Source organism: Roseobacter sp. HKCCD5988 (assembly GCF_037830355.1).
GTDB lineage: Bacteria > Pseudomonadota > Alphaproteobacteria > Rhodobacterales > Rhodobacteraceae > M30B80.
On sequence record NZ_JBBLYJ010000001.1, the window covers coordinates 325,787 to 343,158 of the forward strand.

At 56.5% G+C, this 17,372-nt stretch carries 20 protein-coding genes and 1 riboswitch; of the genes, 15 read left to right on the forward strand and 5 right to left on the reverse strand.

Annotated features, from left to right (window positions below):
• Positions 1-25: 25 nt before the first annotated feature.
• Positions 26-853, forward strand: a complete 828-nt coding sequence (locus AAC636_RS01610; protein WP_317656943.1) for an LOG family protein — start codon at positions 26-28, stop codon at positions 851-853.
• Positions 854-864: 11 nt separating this feature from the next.
• On the opposite strand, the gene mepA is transcribed toward AAC636_RS01610, so the two are convergent.
• Both mepA and AAC636_RS01620 read right to left on the reverse strand, forming a co-directional pair.
• Positions 865-1,779, reverse strand: a complete 915-nt coding sequence (gene mepA / locus AAC636_RS01615) for a penicillin-insensitive murein endopeptidase (RefSeq protein WP_340298005.1) — start codon at positions 1,777-1,779, stop codon at positions 865-867.
• Between the two features lie 13 nt (positions 1,780-1,792).
• Entirely contained in the window at positions 1,793-3,139 is a 1,347-nt protein-coding gene (locus AAC636_RS01620; RefSeq protein WP_340300162.1) for an MFS transporter, read from the reverse strand.
• Positions 3,140-3,322: 183 nt separating this feature from the next.
• Here AAC636_RS01620 and AAC636_RS01625 point away from each other — a divergent pair, with 183 nt between their 5' ends.
• From AAC636_RS01625 to AAC636_RS01690, 14 genes are all read left to right on the forward strand, one after another.
• Entirely contained in the window at positions 3,323-3,610 is a 288-nt protein-coding gene (locus AAC636_RS01625) for a YggT family protein (protein WP_317657298.1), read from the forward strand.
• A 4-nt stretch (positions 3,611-3,614) separates the two neighbouring features.
• The gene (locus AAC636_RS01630) at positions 3,615-4,868 is read left to right on the forward strand and encodes an NAD(P)/FAD-dependent oxidoreductase (protein ID WP_340300163.1); all 1,254 of its coding nucleotides are present in this window, start codon (positions 3,615-3,617) and stop codon (positions 4,866-4,868) included.
• Between the two features lie 57 nt (positions 4,869-4,925).
• Positions 4,926-5,252 (forward strand): UDP-galactopyranose mutase, encoded by a 327-nt coding sequence (locus tag AAC636_RS01635; RefSeq protein WP_340300164.1) that lies wholly within the window; start codon positions 4,926-4,928, stop codon positions 5,250-5,252.
• Positions 5,253-5,283: 31 nt separating this feature from the next.
• Complete coding sequence (gpmI, locus tag AAC636_RS01640; RefSeq protein ID WP_340300165.1) at positions 5,284-6,810, forward strand: 2,3-bisphosphoglycerate-independent phosphoglycerate mutase; 1,527 nt, start codon at positions 5,284-5,286, stop codon at positions 6,808-6,810.
• Positions 6,807-6,986: a hypothetical protein gene (locus AAC636_RS01645; RefSeq protein WP_340300166.1), complete on the forward strand. Its 180-nt coding sequence runs from the start codon at positions 6,807-6,809 to the stop codon at positions 6,984-6,986. Before gpmI ends, AAC636_RS01645 begins: the two co-directional genes overlap by 4 nt.
• Positions 6,958-7,173: a hypothetical protein gene (locus AAC636_RS01650; RefSeq protein ID WP_340300167.1), complete on the forward strand. Its 216-nt coding sequence runs from the start codon at positions 6,958-6,960 to the stop codon at positions 7,171-7,173. Before AAC636_RS01645 ends, AAC636_RS01650 begins: the two co-directional genes overlap by 29 nt.
• Before the next feature lie 27 nt (positions 7,174-7,200).
• On the forward strand, positions 7,201-7,917 hold the full coding sequence (locus AAC636_RS01655) for a murein hydrolase activator EnvC family protein (protein ID WP_340300168.1): 717 nt from the start codon (positions 7,201-7,203) through the stop codon (positions 7,915-7,917).
• Positions 7,918-7,973: 56 nt separating this feature from the next.
• Positions 7,974-9,302 (forward strand): S41 family peptidase, encoded by a 1,329-nt coding sequence (locus AAC636_RS01660; RefSeq protein WP_340244138.1) that lies wholly within the window; start codon positions 7,974-7,976, stop codon positions 9,300-9,302.
• Positions 9,299-9,790, forward strand: a complete 492-nt coding sequence (locus tag AAC636_RS01665) for an RNA pyrophosphohydrolase (RefSeq protein WP_340300169.1) — start codon at positions 9,299-9,301, stop codon at positions 9,788-9,790. The genes AAC636_RS01660 and AAC636_RS01665 overlap by 4 nt, the downstream gene beginning before the upstream one ends.
• A gap of 19 nt (positions 9,791-9,809) precedes the next feature.
• Positions 9,810-10,418 carry a glutathione S-transferase family protein gene (locus tag AAC636_RS01670; RefSeq protein WP_340253181.1) on the forward strand — a complete coding sequence of 203 codons (609 nt, stop codon included), beginning with the start codon at positions 9,810-9,812 and terminating at the stop codon, positions 10,416-10,418.
• Positions 10,415-10,870, forward strand: coding sequence for a GNAT family N-acetyltransferase (locus AAC636_RS01675; RefSeq protein ID WP_340300170.1), 456 nt, complete (start codon positions 10,415-10,417; stop codon positions 10,868-10,870). The genes AAC636_RS01670 and AAC636_RS01675 overlap by 4 nt, the downstream gene beginning before the upstream one ends.
• 222 nt (positions 10,871-11,092) lie before the next feature.
• Positions 11,093-11,671: a ubiquinol-cytochrome c reductase iron-sulfur subunit gene (gene petA / locus AAC636_RS01680; protein WP_317656923.1), complete on the forward strand. Its 579-nt coding sequence runs from the start codon at positions 11,093-11,095 to the stop codon at positions 11,669-11,671.
• Between the two features lie 15 nt (positions 11,672-11,686).
• Positions 11,687-13,036 carry a cytochrome b gene (petB, locus tag AAC636_RS01685; RefSeq protein ID WP_340300171.1) on the forward strand — a complete coding sequence of 450 codons (1,350 nt, stop codon included), beginning with the start codon at positions 11,687-11,689 and terminating at the stop codon, positions 13,034-13,036.
• An 18-nt stretch (positions 13,037-13,054) separates the two neighbouring features.
• Positions 13,055-13,855 carry a cytochrome c1 gene (locus tag AAC636_RS01690; protein ID WP_340297992.1) on the forward strand — a complete coding sequence of 267 codons (801 nt, stop codon included), beginning with the start codon at positions 13,055-13,057 and terminating at the stop codon, positions 13,853-13,855.
• A gap of 69 nt (positions 13,856-13,924) precedes the next feature.
• On the opposite strand, the gene AAC636_RS01695 is transcribed toward AAC636_RS01690, so the two are convergent.
• The 3 genes from AAC636_RS01695 to thiB are packed head-to-tail and all read right to left on the reverse strand — an operon-like array spanning position 13,925 to position 17,122.
• On the reverse strand, positions 13,925-14,614 hold the full coding sequence (locus tag AAC636_RS01695) for a thiamine ABC transporter ATP-binding protein (RefSeq protein WP_340300172.1): 690 nt from the start codon (positions 14,612-14,614) through the stop codon (positions 13,925-13,927).
• The gene (locus tag AAC636_RS01700) at positions 14,607-16,160 is read right to left on the reverse strand and encodes a thiamine/thiamine pyrophosphate ABC transporter permease ThiP (RefSeq protein ID WP_340300173.1); all 1,554 of its coding nucleotides are present in this window, start codon (positions 16,158-16,160) and stop codon (positions 14,607-14,609) included. Before AAC636_RS01700 ends, AAC636_RS01695 begins: the two co-directional genes overlap by 8 nt.
• Complete coding sequence (thiB, locus tag AAC636_RS01705) at positions 16,136-17,122, reverse strand: thiamine ABC transporter substrate binding subunit (protein ID WP_340300174.1); 987 nt, start codon at positions 17,120-17,122, stop codon at positions 16,136-16,138. The genes AAC636_RS01700 and thiB overlap by 25 nt, the downstream gene beginning before the upstream one ends.
• 55 nt (positions 17,123-17,177) lie before the next feature.
• A riboswitch (TPP riboswitch) is annotated at positions 17,178-17,286 on the reverse strand.
• Positions 17,287-17,372: the final 86 nt, after the last annotated feature.

The window sequence follows — 17,372 nt, forward strand, 5'->3', positions numbered from 1 at the left end:
TGGCCAGAACAGGGGGAGACAAGCAATGAGCAGCAAGAAACATCTGATGCGGGATGCAGGTTTGGATCTGCGCGAAGCCGACCGCACGCCAGACACGCCGCAAACCCAAAGTCCCGCCTATAGGCTTGCCTTCGCAGACCCAGATTTTCTGTGTCAGGACGCGCTGCGCCCTGTGCGCCTTCAGCTTGAGCTTTTAAAGACCGAAATGGGGATGGATGCAGAAGGCATTCGGTCAACCATTGTTCTGTTTGGCGGTGCGCGCATTCCTGCGCCTGACGCCACAGACGGCAAACCCCCCGCGATTGCGGCAATGGCTCGTTATTACGAGGAGGCCCGCCGTTTTGCCTATCAAATCACCCAGCGCGGTGCGCGCGGTGAGAATGTCATTGTCACGGGCGGTGGCCCGGGCGTGATGGAGGCGGGCAATCGCGGCGCGCATGAGGCGGGCGGTGTTTCTGTTGGGCTTAATATCGTGCTGCCCCACGAGCAGGCCCCTAATGCTTATGTCACACCTGAGTTGAGCTTTAATTTTCACTATTTTGCCATTCGCAAAATGCATTTCCTGCTGCGCGCGCGTGCGCTTGCGATTTTTCCAGGCGGTTTTGGCACGATGGATGAGCTGTTCGAAAGCCTGACCTTGATCCAAACAGGGCGAATGGAGCAGGTGCCCGTGCTGCTGTTTGGCCGAGATTATTGGACGCGCCTTGTCGATTGGGACATGCTGGTCGAGATCGGCACGATTTCACCTGAGGATCTCGACCTCTTCCGCTTCGTGGAAACCGCGGAAGAGGCGTTAGACGTCATCGACACATGGCCCCTATCAGGACGGCGCGGCGGCATTCCAGGCCGTTAAGGTTTCGGGCGCTACAACTGACTGATTGCCTGACATTGCGCAGGCAAATCACCAAGCCTCAGGGCGCGGCGTGGTGCGGGATCAGGCGCATCGGGGTCAGGGGGCGGCGGGTTCAAAATATTGTTGACCCAAGCCTGCGCATCCGCGCAGCCATCCCCCACAGGAGGCGCATCTTGCGCCTCGCAATCGCTTGCGCCAAGCGGGCAGTTTAGGCGCAAATGGATATGGTAGTGATGGCCAAACCACGGCCGGATTTTCCGCAGATAGCTGCGATCCCCTGTCTCATTTTCGCACATCCAGACCTTTGCGGCTGGAAAGACGAAAATGCGCGACACGCGCGGATCACTGGCGGCAAGGCGGATCAGCGTGGCGTGTTCCTCCGTCCAATTTTCATTCACGGCTGCCCCGCGTTGCGCCTGCATCGAAATAGAGGACAGGTTTTCACGCGCGGCTTGGGATAGGTTCAGATTGCGCGCGGGCAAGAGCCAGATATCCGCATCAAGCCCCGATTGATGGCTGGCATGGCCTGACAGCATAGGCCCGCCGCGCGGCTGGCTCATATCGCCAATATATAGACCGCTCCAAGAGGTTGCAGCCGCCATTCTTACGCTTAGGTCTTGGACGAACGTCACTGTGTCAGGGTGGGCCCAGTTGCGATTGCGCGACAGGCGCATTGCCTGCCATGTCGGCCCTGTTTCGGCCAGTTGCACGGCCCCTGCCACGCATCCCCCTGCATAGGCGCCGAACACATTTGCGGTTGTTGTGGTGGGCGTTGGCAGATTGCCAAAGACAAGCCGTGCTTCGCGGCTCAGATCGGCACTTGAGAGTGTCACCTGCGGCAGATCATTGGCCACAGGCGGTGCGCTTGGGGCGCAGGCCGTAATGGCGATGAGACACAAACCTATAGAGGCGATATATTTGCGCATGGCCCGATTTCCCCTATTCATGCTGCCGCGGATCGGCATTCACCCCGCGCAACAACCATAACCCCAGTAAGAATAGCATAATCAGCGGTGTTACACCCCAATTTTGACTGTTGGTGAGGGAGGTCATCACCGCAATGAGAAATGGGGCGAGGAAAGCTGTGGCCTTTCCTGCGAGGGCATAAAGGCCAAAATGCTCGGTTATTGCGGCAGGATCCGCTTGGCGCAGCATCATATGGCGGGATGCGCTTTGCACGATACCACCTGCCGCGCCAATGCCGATGCCGATCAGGTAGAACATCAGGCTTGGCAGGTTTGAGCTTTCGGCAAGCGCAAGACCAAATAGGCTATCGCGCCCGATAAAGGGGATGAGAAGAGATAGACCGGTTAGGCAGAGAACTGACCACCAAATGATCTGGTATGGCCCGAAACGATCATCCCATTTGCCGCCTATCCATGCCGCAACGGCCCCCGAGATGATGGCAAGAATCCCAAAAATTCCAATATCTGTGATCGACCAACCCAAGACACCCGCCGCATAAATGCCGCCAAAGGCATAAAGACCGTTCAACGCATCGCGGTAGAACATAGATGAGAGCAGATAGCGCAGCAGGCTTGGATGATGGCGCAAGGATTTCAGCGAGCGTGCAAGCTCGGGCAGTGCTTGGCGCATGGTTTGACCAAGGCTTGGGCCAGAGTGCGGCTTGGGCCTGTGCGGTTCTCGCACCCAAAGAAAGAAGGGGATCATAAAGATCACATACCAAAGCGCGGTAAAGGGCCCCACGGCGCGTGTCCCTTCGCGCGCGGCGGCGTCCAGACCAAAAGCGGGTGATAGGCCAAAAAGCGTGCGCCCCGTTTCGGCGTTTTCGGCGAAAAATCCGAGCATCAGGATCATCGCCACCAATCCGCCCAGATACCCAAGGGCCCACCCTGTCCCAGAGATGCGCCCCATTTGCGCGCGTGGGGCAAGGTCAGGCATCAGCGCATTGGTGAAAATCGTGGCGCATTCCATCCCAAAAAGGCCGAGGGCAAAGAGGATCAAAACCACCCAGATTTGCATTCCATCGGGTGCAGCAAACCAACTGCCCCATGCGCCGATGACGTAAAAGGCGGAAAACACCCAAATGAATGGCAATTTGCGCCCAGTTTGATCTGCGATTTTGCCTAATATGGGCGCAGCGATGGCAATCAATAGGCCTGCCGCCCCGATGCTATAGCCCCAAAGGCTTTGGGCGTGGGTGCCATCGCCTAAGACTTGCGCGATATAGGGCGCGAAAATGAAGGTCAGAAGCAGCGTGTTATAGGGCTGACTTGCCCAGTCAAACGCCCACCATCCATAGATGCGTTTCTTACTTTCGGTCATCCTGCCCGCCATGGCCGTTCTATTATCGTTACTGTGGAGGGCTTTCTAGATTTGGCAAAGGGAATCCGAAAGAATGGTATAAAAGCAGCTTAAAAATCGGCAAAAATGCCCGATCCCTTGCGCTTAGGTTGGACAGGGCTTAGATCATTCGAACTGGGATTTCCGATGGAAGGGGCCTTTGCCGTGACTTCGCTCTTCATGATCTTGATGCTGCTGCTCAATGTGGCGACCTATATCATCATCGCCCATATTATCATGAGCTGGCTGATCAATTTCGGTGTGCTGAACATTAGGCAGCCTTTGGTCTATCAAATTTGGCAAGGTCTTTCGAACCTCCTTGAGCCGATTTATGGCCCCATTCGCCGTGTTTTACCCCAAATGGGTGGGCTAGATTTAGCACCGCTGATTGTGATCTTGGGGATCTACGCGCTTGAGATCATCCTGCGCAACAATGCCATGATGTTCATGTAGGCCTATGTCCACGCCCCGGTCCCATTTTGACGCCGTTATTGTTGGCGCGGGTGTGGTGGGCGTGGCCAGCGCGCTTTGGGCGCAGATGCGTGGGCAATCGGTGGCCTTGATTGATCCTGCTGCTGTTGGATCAGGGGCGAGTTCGGGCAATGCCTGCACTTTAGCCACCTATGCCTGCCTGCCCGTCAACGACCCATCCGTCTTTGCAAATCTGCCCTATTATCTGTTTTCAAATGACAGCCCGCTTGCTTTGTCTTGGGGTCATGCGCTGCGCCATCCGATCTGGATGATGAAATTCTTGGCCAATTGTCGCGCTACGAAATCCCGCCAGATTGCGCAGGAATTGGCGGCGTTGTTGGCCCATGCCGATGCGGGGTTGAACCCGCTGATTGAGGCCGCCGCGGCAGAGGATTTGATTATTGCAAATGGGCAATTGACAGTCTGGCGCAGCGCGACTGCCGCCGATGCAGATCGGGCAGGCCTCAAGTTTCGCCGCGACCAAGACATTCCCTTTGAGGAATTAAGCGGGGCCGAAGCACATGCGATGGAACCTGCCTTGGCCTTTCAGCCCGCGCGTGGGGTCTATTATCCGCTCGCGCGCCATATCCGCGATCCGCTGCTTTTGACGCTAAGACTGCATCAGAAATTTACCGAATTGGGCGGGCAGACGATCGCCAAAGCGGTGACCGAACTCAGCGATGAAGGCGTGCAGGCGCGAGTGCATCTTGGGCAAGATGATGTCACTGCGGCGCGGGTTGTTCTGGCCGCAGGGGCCTATTCGGCGCAGATCAAAGGCGGCGGAGCGGAGCATCTGCCCTTGCAAACCGAACGGGGCTATCACCTGATATATAAAGATCTTGGCCATTATGCCTCGCGCCCCGTTGGTTGGGTTGAGGGTGGGTTCTACACCTCCCCTATGGCACAAGGTCTGCGTTTGGCGGGAACCGTTGAGATTGCGGCCCTGAACGCACCACAAAACCCGCGCCGTTTGGATTATATCGCGCGCAAAGGGGCCGAGTTATGGGGCGATCTGCCCGCGCCTGATGCCACATGGATGGGGTGCAGGCCTACCTTGCCTGATGCCTTGCCGGTTATTGGGCCAAGCCCAAGCTCCTCAAAGATTATCCACGCCTTTGGCCACCAGCATTTGGGCCTCACTTTGGCGGGTGTGACGGGGCGGATTGTGGCTGATCTCCTTGAGGGGCGGCAGCCCAATTTGGCGATTGGCGGATTATCGGCGGCACGCTCTTTTCTTTGATTCATGGCCCATTAACCCCTGACCCTCATTCTGCCCTCGGCAATATGGAGGCGCAGAATGCCCGTTTTGGTGGTTGGTGCAGGGTTCTCAGGGGCCACGCTTGCGCGTGAATGTGCGGAGGCGGGGCCGAATGATACCCCATATTACCCTGTGCGCCTTGCGCGCGAGAAGGCGCAGCTTGGGCGGTATATCGCGACGGCCTTGGGTCAACATAGCGTCAGTTTTGCGGGTCGCCTTGGCACTTATCGCTATTTAGACATGGATGTTGCTATCCGCGAAGCGCGCAGTTTAGCGCGCTCGGCAGTGGCCGCATTGCGCATGGGGCAGCTCCCCCCGTCTTTGCGCCTGAGGTTGAAACTTGCCTCTCTGCCCAACCCATCCTAGAAACAGGGTAGGTTGGCAGAAAGGCACCGCAATGTGCGTGAATACCCAGAAAAAACCCGTGATTTTGTGCATTTTGGATGGGTGGGGCATCGGCACAGAGGCCGAAGGCAACGCGCCGTTGCAGGCCAAAACCCCAAACTTTGATCGGCTGATGTCTACCTGCCCCAATGCGACCTTGGTGACCTTCGGCCCGGATGTTGGTTTGCCAACAGGGCAAATGGGAAATTCCGAGGTGGGCCATACCAATATCGGTGCAGGTCGCGTGGTGGCCATGGATTTGGGCCAAATTGATCTGGCGATTGAGGATGGCTCCTTCTTTCGCAACCAAGCGTTGCAAGAGTTCATCGCGACTGTGAAAGCCGCGAAGGGACGCGCTCACATTGCGGGGCTTGCCTCCCCCGGTGGTGTGCATGCCCATCAGGCGCATATTTTGGCTGCTGTTCAGGCCTGTGCAGATGCGGGGCTAGAGGTGGTGATCCATGCGATCACCGATGGGCGGGACGTTGCCCCGAAATCCGCAAAAGAACAGATCGTGGGGCTTGAGGCGGGATTGCCCGACCGCGCGCGCATTGGAACTGTCACGGGGCGCTATTTTGCGATGGATCGCGACAATCGATGGGAACGGGTCGAGACCGCCTATCGCGCAATGGTCGAAGGCAAAGGCGCAAAAGCCCCGTCCGCGCAGGCGGCGATTGATCAAGGCTATGGGGCTGAGAAAACCGATGAATTCCTGCCCGCAACAGTGATCGGTGACTATTCTGGCATGGCGGCAGGCGATGGTCTGTTTTTTGTGAATTTCCGCGCAGACCGCGCGCGCGAAATATTGGCCGCAATTTGCGCGCCTGAGTTCACAGGATTTGCGCGTGGCCCTCGCCCTGATCTCTCGGCGCGATTGGGGATGGTGAATTATTCGACGGACCATGATCGCTATATGCAGGTGGTTTTTCCCAAGCAGGAATTGAAAAACACGCTCGGTGAATGGGTTGCGGCCCATGGTTTGCGTCAATTTCGGATTGCTGAAACAGAGAAATATCCTCATGTGACCTTCTTTCTCAATGGCGGCCAAGAAAGTGCGGCTGAGGGGGAGGATCGGTTTATGCCGCTCTCGCCAAAAGTGGCGACCTATGATCTGCAACCCGAGATGAGCGCCGCCGAGGTGACCCAAAATTTGGTTGCGGCGATTAATGCGGAGTATGACCTGATCGTGGTGAATTACGCCAATCCTGACATGGTGGGGCATACGGGGGATTTGGGCGCTGCAATCGCTGCTTGCGAGGCGGTGGATCAGGGCCTTGGCGCGGCCTTGGCGGCCCTTGAGGCTAAAGGCGGTGCAATGATTGCGACGGCAGATCATGGCAATTGCGAAACAATGATCGACCCTGTGACAGGTGGCCCTCATACGGCACATACCGTCAATCTCGTGCCTGTTGTGGTGTATGGCGCGCCCGAAGGCACAAGCCTTGCAGATGGTCGGTTGGCGGATTTGGCGCCAACTGTTCTTTCCCTAATGGGCCTGCCGCAACCGCCTGAAATGACGGGGCAGTCGCTGTTGCGATGAGAGCGCGCTTTAGCCTTCTCTTGTCGGTGTTTTTGATTTGCGCGCCTGTGGCGCTGCATGCGGAGATTGACCCAAGCGAGGCGGCTGAAGCGGCTATCCTTGAATTGGAAGCCGCGGCCACAGCCCTTGCCAATGCCGAGAGTGCCAGTGATCGCATTGTGGCCGCAGACGATTAAGGGCTATGAACATGGTTTATTGACCCTGCGCGAGGCCGTGCGCCGTGCGGCGCTTTCACAAAGGGCAATCGAATCGCGTTTGGATACTGAGAGCGCCGAATTATCAGGGCTGTTGATGGCCATGCAGCGGATCGCAGCCGAGCCAAGCCCCGTTGGTTTGATGCACCCCAATGGGCCTGTTGCTTAGGCCCGTGCGGGGATGGTGCTTGCGGATGTGACCCCAGCGCTGGCGGCTGAAGCGATTGCGTTGCGGCAGGAATTGGAACAGATCGCCACCTTGTCCCGTTTGCAATCGGGCGCGGTGCTGCAGATGGAGGTGGCTTTGTCCGAAGTGCAAACCGCCCGCGCCAGTCTCGCCGCCGCAGTGGCGGAAAGGCGTGAAGCCCCTGATCGCTTTGCGCTGAGCGAAGACGCATTGCGCCAGATTGTCGAAGCGGTCGACACATTGGACGCGTTTCTTGATCTATTGGCGCAAGCCCCTGCGCCCGAAGATAGCGCTATGCGCGGGTTCAGTGATGCACGCGGCGCAGTGCCTTTGCCCGTGTTGGGGGTTTTGCTCAATGGGTTCGAGGACCAAGATGCGGCAGGCATCAGCCGCCCCGGTTTGTTATTGGCCACGGCCCCTGCGGCGCTTGTGACATCCCCGTGGTTTGGAACAGTGCGCTATGCGGGGCCTTTGTTGGACTATGGCAATGTGGTGATCCTTGAACCTGAGGGCAATATTTTGATGATTCTCGCGGGGCTTGGTGATCTTTATGTGACTGCGGTCACTGTGATTGCACAGGGCGCACCCTTGGGAATGATGCCAAGCGCCGCAGGCGCGCGCGCAGATTTGATCACTGAGACACCAGATCAGACTGGCGCTGCGCTTTCAGAAACTATTTATATTGAAGTGAGACAGGATGGCGGCGCGATTGATCCGCAACCATGATTTAATTGGGAATAAGTGCGCCGCGCCAGATACGCGGTCGGAAAGGACGGATAAAGATGAAGAAACTGGTTATTGCGGGCTTAGGGGGCGCGGTTGCTGGGGTCATCTTGGCATCCCAATTTGCCGCCCCGCTCTTGGCGCAAGAGCAAGAACAGCAGCGCAGCGTTTACGAGCAGCTTGATTTGTTTGGAGACGTGTTTGAGCGGATCCGCTCGAATTACGTTGAGGAGGTCGATGAATCCGCGCTGATCGAAGCGGCGATCAATGGCATGCTGACCTCGCTTGATCCGCATTCAAGCTATCTGCCGCCGCGTGATTTCGACTCGATGCAAGTGCAGACCCGTGGCGAGTTTGGTGGTCTGGGCATTGAAGTGACCCAAGAAGACGGGTTTGTGCGCGTCATCACGCCAATGGATGACACCCCTGCAATGGAGGCGGGCGTTGAGGCGGGTGATTTCATTACCCATGTGGATGGCGAGGCACTGCTTGGCCTGACATTGGAAGAAGCCGTTGATCTGATGCGTGGGCCTGTTGGTTCGGAGATTGTCATCACTGTCGTGCGGGAGGGGGTTGATGAACCCTTTGACATTTCCATCATCCGCGACCGCATCCGTCTTACCGCCGTGCGCACGCGCCTAGAGGGGAACACCGCGATTTTGCGCGTCTCGACCTTCAATGATCAAACTTACCCCAATTTGGAGGAGGGTTTGTCTGATGTCATCGCAGAGCTTGGCGGGATCGAAAATCTGAACGGTGTCGTGCTTGATTTGCGCAACAACCCTGGGGGTCTATTGACCCAAGCAATTCGTGTGTCCGATGCCTTTTTGGAACAGGGCGAAATCGTTTCCACCCGTGGCCGCAATGGCGCGGATGGGGATCGCTACAATGCAACGGCAGGGGATTTGATTGACGGATTGCCGATGGTGGTTCTGGTCAATGGCGGCTCTGCTTCAGCCTCCGAGATCGTGGCGGGCGCGTTGCAAGATCATCGCCGCGCTGTGGTCGTAGGCACAAACACATTTGGCAAAGGGTCGGTGCAATCCGTGATGCCTGTGCAGGGCGAGGGGGCCATTCGACTGACCACTGCGCTATACTACACCCCTTCGGGCCGCTCGATTCAGGCATTGGGCGTGGCCCCTGATATTCTGGTGGAACAGCGCGACCCTGTTGAAGATGCGCCGACCGAAGATCGGTTCACCCGTTCCGAAGCCGATTTGCGCGGTGCCTTGCGCAACACCACCCTGACCGAAGATGAGCAGCGTCTTCGCGATGAGGAGCAAGCGATTGCCGAGGAAACCGCACGCCTGCGCAATCAGGATTATCAATTGGCCTATGCGATTGATATTCTGACGGGGCTAAACGCCTTGGGGCCAAACGCCCGATGAGCGCGGCGCTGTCGCCTGCTGATATCGCATCGCTGCCCTATCGGCCCTGTGTTGGCATTGTGATGGTCAATGCCGCGGGTGGTGTTTTCGCGGGCACGCGCGCGGACATGGACAAACCTGCATGGCAAATGCCGCAGGGCGGTATTGATGCGGGTGAAACCCCTCGCCAAGCCGCTGCCCGTGAATTGCTTGAGGAAACTGGCATTTCAGAAGATCAAACGCGGTTTGTAAGGCGGACCGCTGATTGGTTGACCTACGATCTGCCGCTAGAAGTGATCCCCTATCGTTGGGGCGGCAAATTTCGGGGACAAAAGCAGCATTGGGTTATGGTTGAATTAACCGCCCCCGATGACGCGATTGACCTCAGCTATCAGGATGTTGAATTCTCCGATTGGCAATGGATGCGGGCGCAGGATCTTTTGGGGCAGGTTGTGCCGTTCAAGCGCGATATCTATGCCGCCGTGTTTCAAGAATTTGGTTTAATCTAAGCCCAAAGGGACAAGACAAATGGCGCAATTTCAGGTTCTCGGCTCTGCTGCATCCCCCTTCGTGCGGAAGGTTCTTGTGATGGTCAAAGAGGCGGGTATGACAGATGTGGTGTTCGAAACTGTCAAAGCCTCACCCATGGGCGGGGATGCCCATCTCAATGCCGCCAATCCTTCAGGACGTATTCCTGTGCTTTTGCGCGAAGGGGATAGCCCGATTTTTGACAGCCGTGTGATCACCCGCTTTTTGGATCAACATGCGCAAGCGGGGCTTTATCCCGAAAGCCGCCTTTGGGAGGTGCTGACCACCGAAGCGGCGGCAGATGGTATGATCGAGGCTGTGGTGGCCATGGTGTATGAAAAACGCTTCCGCCCCGAAACACATTGGTATGAGCCTTGGTATGAAGGCCAATGGGCCAAAGTAGAGCGCGCGCTTGATTATTTCGAAACCCAAGTGCCGAGTTTTGATCAGGTGCTTGATATGGGCCAAATCGCGGTTGGTGCGGGCTTGGGCTATCTTGATTTTCGCCAAGGCCAATTTGATTGGCGCGCGACACGCCCGAATTTGACCGCTTTTTTTGATCGTTTAAGCGCGCGTTCCTCTTTCAAAGACACATTCCCAGTTGGATGAGTGGTTCGCCCGAATTTAGCCTTGTGCAAACACAGGCTGATTTGGATCTGTGCTACGAGATCCGCCGCGCTGTCTTTGTGGTCGAGCAATCTGTGCCGCTTGCAGAGGAATTTGATACGATTGACGCAAAAGCCACTCATGTTTTGGGTCGTCTGGCGGGGCGGGCTGTGGCGACAGGGCGGTTCTATCGCACAGGGCAGGCGTGGCGGATCGGACGCATCGCGGTTGTCGCTGATGCGCGGGGCGCGGGCCATGGTGCGGCACTTATGCGGTTTGTGATGGCGCATATACGCCACATCACCGCGGAACCAGATCCGCACCATATGGAATTGGACGCGCAATTGAGCGCGATTTCCTTTTATGAGCGCCTGGGATTCACCGCCACAGGCCCCGAATTTGATGATGGATCGGGTATTTTGCACCGAAAAATGTCCCTAAACTTCGGGAAATAGGCGGGCTTTGCGAAATTTTTTTCGAGTGAAACCTTCATGTTTTTCGCGCAGAGGTTGAAAATTCATCACAAACCGCGACATTTCGGCCAAACTGCGCGCGTTTGTCCGCTAGACGCTTATCATTTCATTGCATAAACAGCCCGAGAAAAGCTGCCGGGGATTCCTGTGGCTTCGATTCAATTGGCCCCGTTTGGTGGGTCGCTGACAAGGGAGACGCTTTCAGTGTCACACGCAGAAGACCAGTCCAGCACACGCCGCGACTTTCTGTACTATGCGACAGGCGGTGTAGGTGCTGTTGTAACCGGCGCCGCCGTCTGGCCGCTGGTCAATCAAATGAACCCTTCGGCAGACGTTCAAGCCGCATCCACGATGCGCGTTGATGTCTCGGGTGTGCAGGAAGGAACGCAGCTGACCGTTCTGTTCCTCGGCAAGCCCGTTTTCATCCGCCGCCGCACGCAGGATGAGATTGAAGCGGCGCGCGCTGTTGACATGAATGACCTTGTCGATACCGATAGCCGCAACCCCAACATCGCGGCAGGATCGGATGCGCATGACGAAAACCGCAGCCTAACCACCCCTGAGGGTGAGAACACAGGCGAGTGGTTGGTGATGCAGGGCGTTTGCACCCATTTGGGCTGTGTGCCCTTGGGTGATGGCGCAGGCGAGTTCGGCGGTTGGTTCTGCCCTTGCCATGGTTCGCATTACGACACGGCAGGCCGTATCCGCAAAGGCCCCGCGCCGCAGAACCTGCACATTCCGAACGCGTCTTTCGTAGACGATACAACAATTTTGCTCGGTTAACGGAGGAAACGACCGATGTCTGGCATTCCCCACGACCATTACGAACCGAAGTCCAACGCCGAGAAGTGGTTGCATTCGCGCCTTCCCATCGTGGGCCTTCTTTATGACACATTGATGATCCCAACCCCCAAGAACCTGAATTGGATGTGGATTTGGGGCATCGTTCTTGTGTTCTGCTTGGTCATGCAGATTGTCACAGGGATCATCCTTGTGATGCATTACACTCCACATGTCGATCTCGCTTTTGCAAGCGTTGAACACATTATGCGCAACGTGAACGGGGGATGGGCGATCCGCTATATCCACCAAAACGGCGCGTCTTTGTTCTTTATCGCGGTTTATCTGCACATTTTCCGTGGTCTTTACTACGGCTCCTACAAGGCGCCACGCGAAGTCACATGGATTGTCGGTATGCTGATTTACCTGCTGATGATGGGAACAGCCTTTATGGGCTATGTTCTGCCTTGGGGTCAGATGTCCTTCTGGGGCGCGACCGTGATCACGGGCCTATTTGGCGCGATCCCCTTTGTGGGCGAAGCGATCCAGACATGGCTCTTGGGCGGGCCTGCGGTGGACAACGCCACGCTGAACCGCTTCTTGTCGCTGCATTACCTGTTGCCATTCGTGATCTTGGGTCTGGTGATCGTTCACGTTTGGGCCTTCCACACCACGGGTAACAACAACCCAACAGGTGTTGATGTGCGCCGCGCCTCTAAGAAAGAGGCCGAAGCCGACACGCTGCCATTCTGGCCCTATTTCGTGATCAAAGACCTGTTCGCCTTGGCGGTTGTTCTGGTGGCTTTCTTTGCCATCGTGGGCTTTATGCCGAACTATCTGGGTCACCCCGATAACTATATCGAGGCAAACCCAATGGTCACGCCTGCACATATCGTGCCTGAATGGTATTTCTTGCCCTTCTACGCGATCCTGCGCGCCTTTGACGGTGAAGTTTGGGTTGTGATTGCGGCGGAGTTCCTGACAGGCGGGATTGTTGACGCGAAATTCTTCGGTGTTCTCGCCATGTTTGGTGCGATCATTGTGATGGCCTTGGTGCCATGGCTTGATACATCTTCGGTGCGCTCTGGCCGCTACCGCCCAATGTTTAAGCCTTGGTTCTGGGTTTTCGTGATCAACTTCTTCGTGCTGATGTGGGCGGGTGCAATGCCTGCAGAAGGGATTTACCCCTACATCGCTTTGATCGGGTCGGCCTATTGGTTCGCCTATTTCCTCGTGATCCTGCCGCTTCTCGGGGTTCTGGAAAAGCCAACTATACCGCCTTCGACCATCGAAGAGGATTTCAACAGCCATTACGGCAACGCAAGCGTGGGCACTGGCCCCGCCTCTGCGAAAATTCCTGCTGAATGAGAGAAAGGATAGTCTGACATGTTCAGGAAACTTGTGATCAGCACAATCGCTGCGCTGAGCCTCTCGACCGGAGCGGGACTTGCAGCAGGTGCATCGGGCCATGTCGAGAATTATGAATTCTCGTTCCAAGGACTATTCGGTCGCTATGACCAAGATCAGCTTCAGCGTGGGCTTCAGGTCTTCACGGAAGTATGCTCTGCCTGCCATGGTCTGCAATATGTGGCCTACCGTAACCTCGCCGATGAAAATGGCTTGGGATATACCCCCGAACAGGCTCGCGCCTATGCGGAACAGTTCGAGGTGTATGACCCATCGATTGATGATTGGCGCACTGCGACCCCGAATGACCACTTTCCCCAGTCGGGTTTTGAAGGTGCGCCTGATCTGAGCCTAATGGCCAAGGCACGCGCTGGTTTTCATGGACCATATGGCCTAGGTCTCAACCAGTTGTTTAACGGTATCGGCGGCCCGGAATATATTGCATCTCTTCTGACCCATTATACGGGCGAAGAGGTAGAGCAGTATGGGGCATACTTTTATGAGAACGAAACTTACCCTGGCGGCTTGATCGCCATGGCCCCTCCCTTGTGGGATGGTGCGGTTGAGTTTGCCGATGGCTCACCCAATGATATCGAAAGCATGGCCAAAGATGTGGCATCGTTCCTGACTTGGGCAGCAGAACCCCGCATGATGGAGCGTAAGCAGCTTGGCTTTACCGCGATTATCATGCTCGGCATTCTCGCTGTGATGCTGTATCTGACCAATAAGAAACTCTGGGCGCCGATCAAATCGCGCGCCAAAGCGGGCGCGGCGAAATAAGCCACGCCCCCGAAGGGACGATAGAAACCTAAAAGCGCCTCTGATCCCAGAGGCGCTTTTTTCTTTTGCCTACAGCCATGGCACCAAACCCGCAGGGGGTGCGGCGCGAAGGCCTGCGATGGGGCAATCTTCTGTAATCTGCCCTTCAGACAAAAGCATAACGCGGTCACACATCCGTTCGGCATCCGTGAAATCATGAGAGGCGAGGATCAAGGTCAGACCCAAATCGCGGCACAAACTGCGGATCAATTCCGCCATATCGCGCCGCAAAGCGGGATCTAGGGCTGCAAACGGCTCGTCCATCAGCAAGATTGGCCGATTTTGCAAAAGGACGCGCGCAATGGCTGCACGGGATTGTTGACCTCCTGACAGGCTTGCGGGGCGGCGCCTCTCAAAGCCGCGCAGACCCACTTGTGCCAAAGCGACGCTGATCTGCGCCTCCATCGCCGCGTTCAACGCCAATCGCGGCGAGAGGGCCAAGCCTAGATTTTCCCGCAAAGTCAGATGAGGGAAAAGATTGCTGTCTTGAAACAGGATTGAAATTGGCCGTTTGGATGGATCGCACTGGGTGAGGTTTGCGCCGTCAAACCAGATCTCTCCCAGATTTGGGCTGAGAAACCCTGCGATGAGGCTGATCAACGTGGATTTCCCCGCGCCTGATTGCCCCATTAAGGCCAGCCGTTCCCCTCGCTCCACGCGGAAGGCGGCGTTCAATTCAAAGCCCTCGCTGCGATAGGTTAGGTTTGTGATCTCAAACATGGTAACGGCCCCCACGGTCAAATATCCAAAACAAGCCAAGGCTTAGGATCAAGAGCAGCAATGCAGCCCCTTGGGCATCCGCCATACGATAGGCCCCCATCAGGCGCAGCATCTCTAGGGGCAAAGTGGCTTGATCAGGTGCCGCGAATAGGGCGATCACGCCCAAATCCCCCATTGATAATGCCGCACATAAACCCGCTGCAAAGCCCAATGGACGGACAAGGCGCGGCAGGATCGCGTGTCGAAATCTGTGCCAGCCGACAAGGCCCAGCGCCGTGGCAAGGCGGGCTTGGCTTGCTTCAGCTTCACGAAGGGCGGGCAGAACGGAACGCAGCACAAAGGGCAGTGCCATCAGGGCATTGACACATATAGTGACGGGCAAGGCCCATGTCACGGGATTGGTGAGTGGGCGCAGGATCAAAAACCATCCTGTGCCAAGAGCCAAAGGTGAAATCACCAAGGCAAGAAGGCAAAGAGCCTCAAACATTGCGGCGCGGCGCAAGCGGAGCAAGGCAAAGGCGATTGGCAGCGCCATCGCAATCGACAGAGCGGTCGCAGATAACGCCATGATCAGCGAGCGCAGCGCCGCAATCCAAACGGCTGTGGGTAGTTCTGTAAGATTTGGCAGGCCAAGGATTACGATCCGCGCCAAGGGCAATGCGAGAAATCCACCCGCAGCCACGATCACCAGAGTATCGACAAACGCGCGCCCCTCAGTGGGCAGGGCCAATGCGCGATCCAGCCCCGTGCCAAGCCCCGTCCCACGGGCTGACAGCCGCAGCGCAAACGCGCCGAGGCCGAGGCACAGCAGGGCCTGCACGGAAGCCAAACTTGCGGCGCGCCCAAGGTCAAAATCAAATCGAAAAGCCTGATAAATGGCCAATTCAATCGTGGTTGCACGCGGGCCACCGCCCAAGATCAACGCGACTGCGAAACTTGAGCAACAGAGTAGAAAAATCACCACAAAAGCGCCCGGTGCAGTGCTCCGCACAATCGGCCATTCGATATGCCGAAAAAAAGCGCCGCCCTTAAGCCCCAAAGATTGTGCAAGGCGTATGCGTTCCTGTGGGATGGTTTGCCACTCTTGCAGGATCAAGCGCGCGGCAAGGGGGAGGTTAAAAAACACATGCGCGAGAACTACGCCGTGCAGCCCGTAAATTTCGGGGAGGTCTAGGCCAATGACCTGTAAGGCGCGCGCAAGCCACCCGTTATGCCCATAGCTGGCAATCAGCCCGATCACGGCAACGATGACGGGAAGGATAAATGGGGCACCCATAAGGCTGATGAAAATGCCCCTGCCAATAAACCTCCGCCGCGCAACAGCGCGGGCCAGTGGAATGGCAATTGCAAGGCTCAGGCCTGCGGATAGGAATGCCTGACGGAGCGTAAAGCGAATTGCGGCCCAGTCAGCTGCGCGTAATTTAAACCCATCGTCCGCCGTGACGGCAATTGCCACAAGCGGGGCAAGGGTCACGGTCAGGACAAGCGCCAAAGCGCCCGTCCCGACCCAAACCAAGGCACTTAGCGGCTTAGTGCGGTTTGCCATCTGTCAATCGCTGCATCGCGAAGCGCCGCAGCCTCATCCCCCGAGAAGTGCAGCACTTTTTCAGGGGCAATCAAGGTTTCAAACCCATCGGGCAGCGCCGAAGCGGGCAAAGCCGCAGGATACATCCAGTTTGTCGTGGGGATTACGGATTGGAATTCGGGCAACAGCATGAAGGTCATAAACGCACGCGCTAAATCGGGTTGATCGCTTGCCGCAGTGATGCCTGCAATTTCAATTTGCATATAATGCCCTTCGTCAAAGGCAGCGGCAGATTTGCTGGGATCTTCCTCAGCAATGAGGTGATAGGCGGGGGATGTTGTGTAGGAAAGCACCATATCGGCTTCACCCTCTAGGAACAGGCCATAGGCCTCAGACCATCCTGGTGTAACCGTGACGATGTTATCCGCCAAATCCTGCCAAATCTGCGCAGCACCATCGCCATAAGCGGCCTCAATCCAATAAACGAGGCCCAAACCTGGGGTCGAACTGCGTGGGTCTTGGATCAAGATGCGCAGATCACTTGTCGCCAATTCCTCAAAATTTTTGGGGGGATTGGACAGATCAGCATTATGGACAAAGGCGAAATAGCCCCAATCAAAGGGCAGAAATTCTGCATCATCCCAAGCGATTGGCAGGGTCAGCCCCCCTGCGGAGATATCATGCGCGGCGAATAGGCCTGTATCGCGTGCGGCTGCCATCAGGTTTGTATCAAGGCCTAAGACCACATCCGCTTCGCTGCTACTTCCCTCAAGCTGAAGCCGCGACAGCAGTGCTGCGCCATCGCCCGCGCTGACGAATTGCAGATCACAGCCACAGTTTTCTTCGAAAGCAGCCTCAATCTGGGGCCCAGGCCCCCAATCAGCGACAAATGAATCATAGGTATAGACATGCAAAACAGGGTTTTCGGCCATAGCCGCCCCTGCAAAGATGCTCATACCCGCTGCTATGATGGTGTGTTTCATTTCCTCACTCCTCCATTGCGACGGGCGAAGTGAAGATGGAGCTTGGGCAAATTGCCCCCTGTTCCAAAGCCTTCCCTCCGCCGGTCCTAACCGGTTCAGGTTCAACGGGTCTACGCAGGATTGCGCATCTCAGGCCCAATAACGGGCCACCCCGAGACAAGGACTGATCTAGGCAGGTTTTCTGCGAAGGGCAAGGGTCTTGGCATTTTGCCTCAGGAAGGCTAACCCCTGTGAAGGCTAAAATTATGTA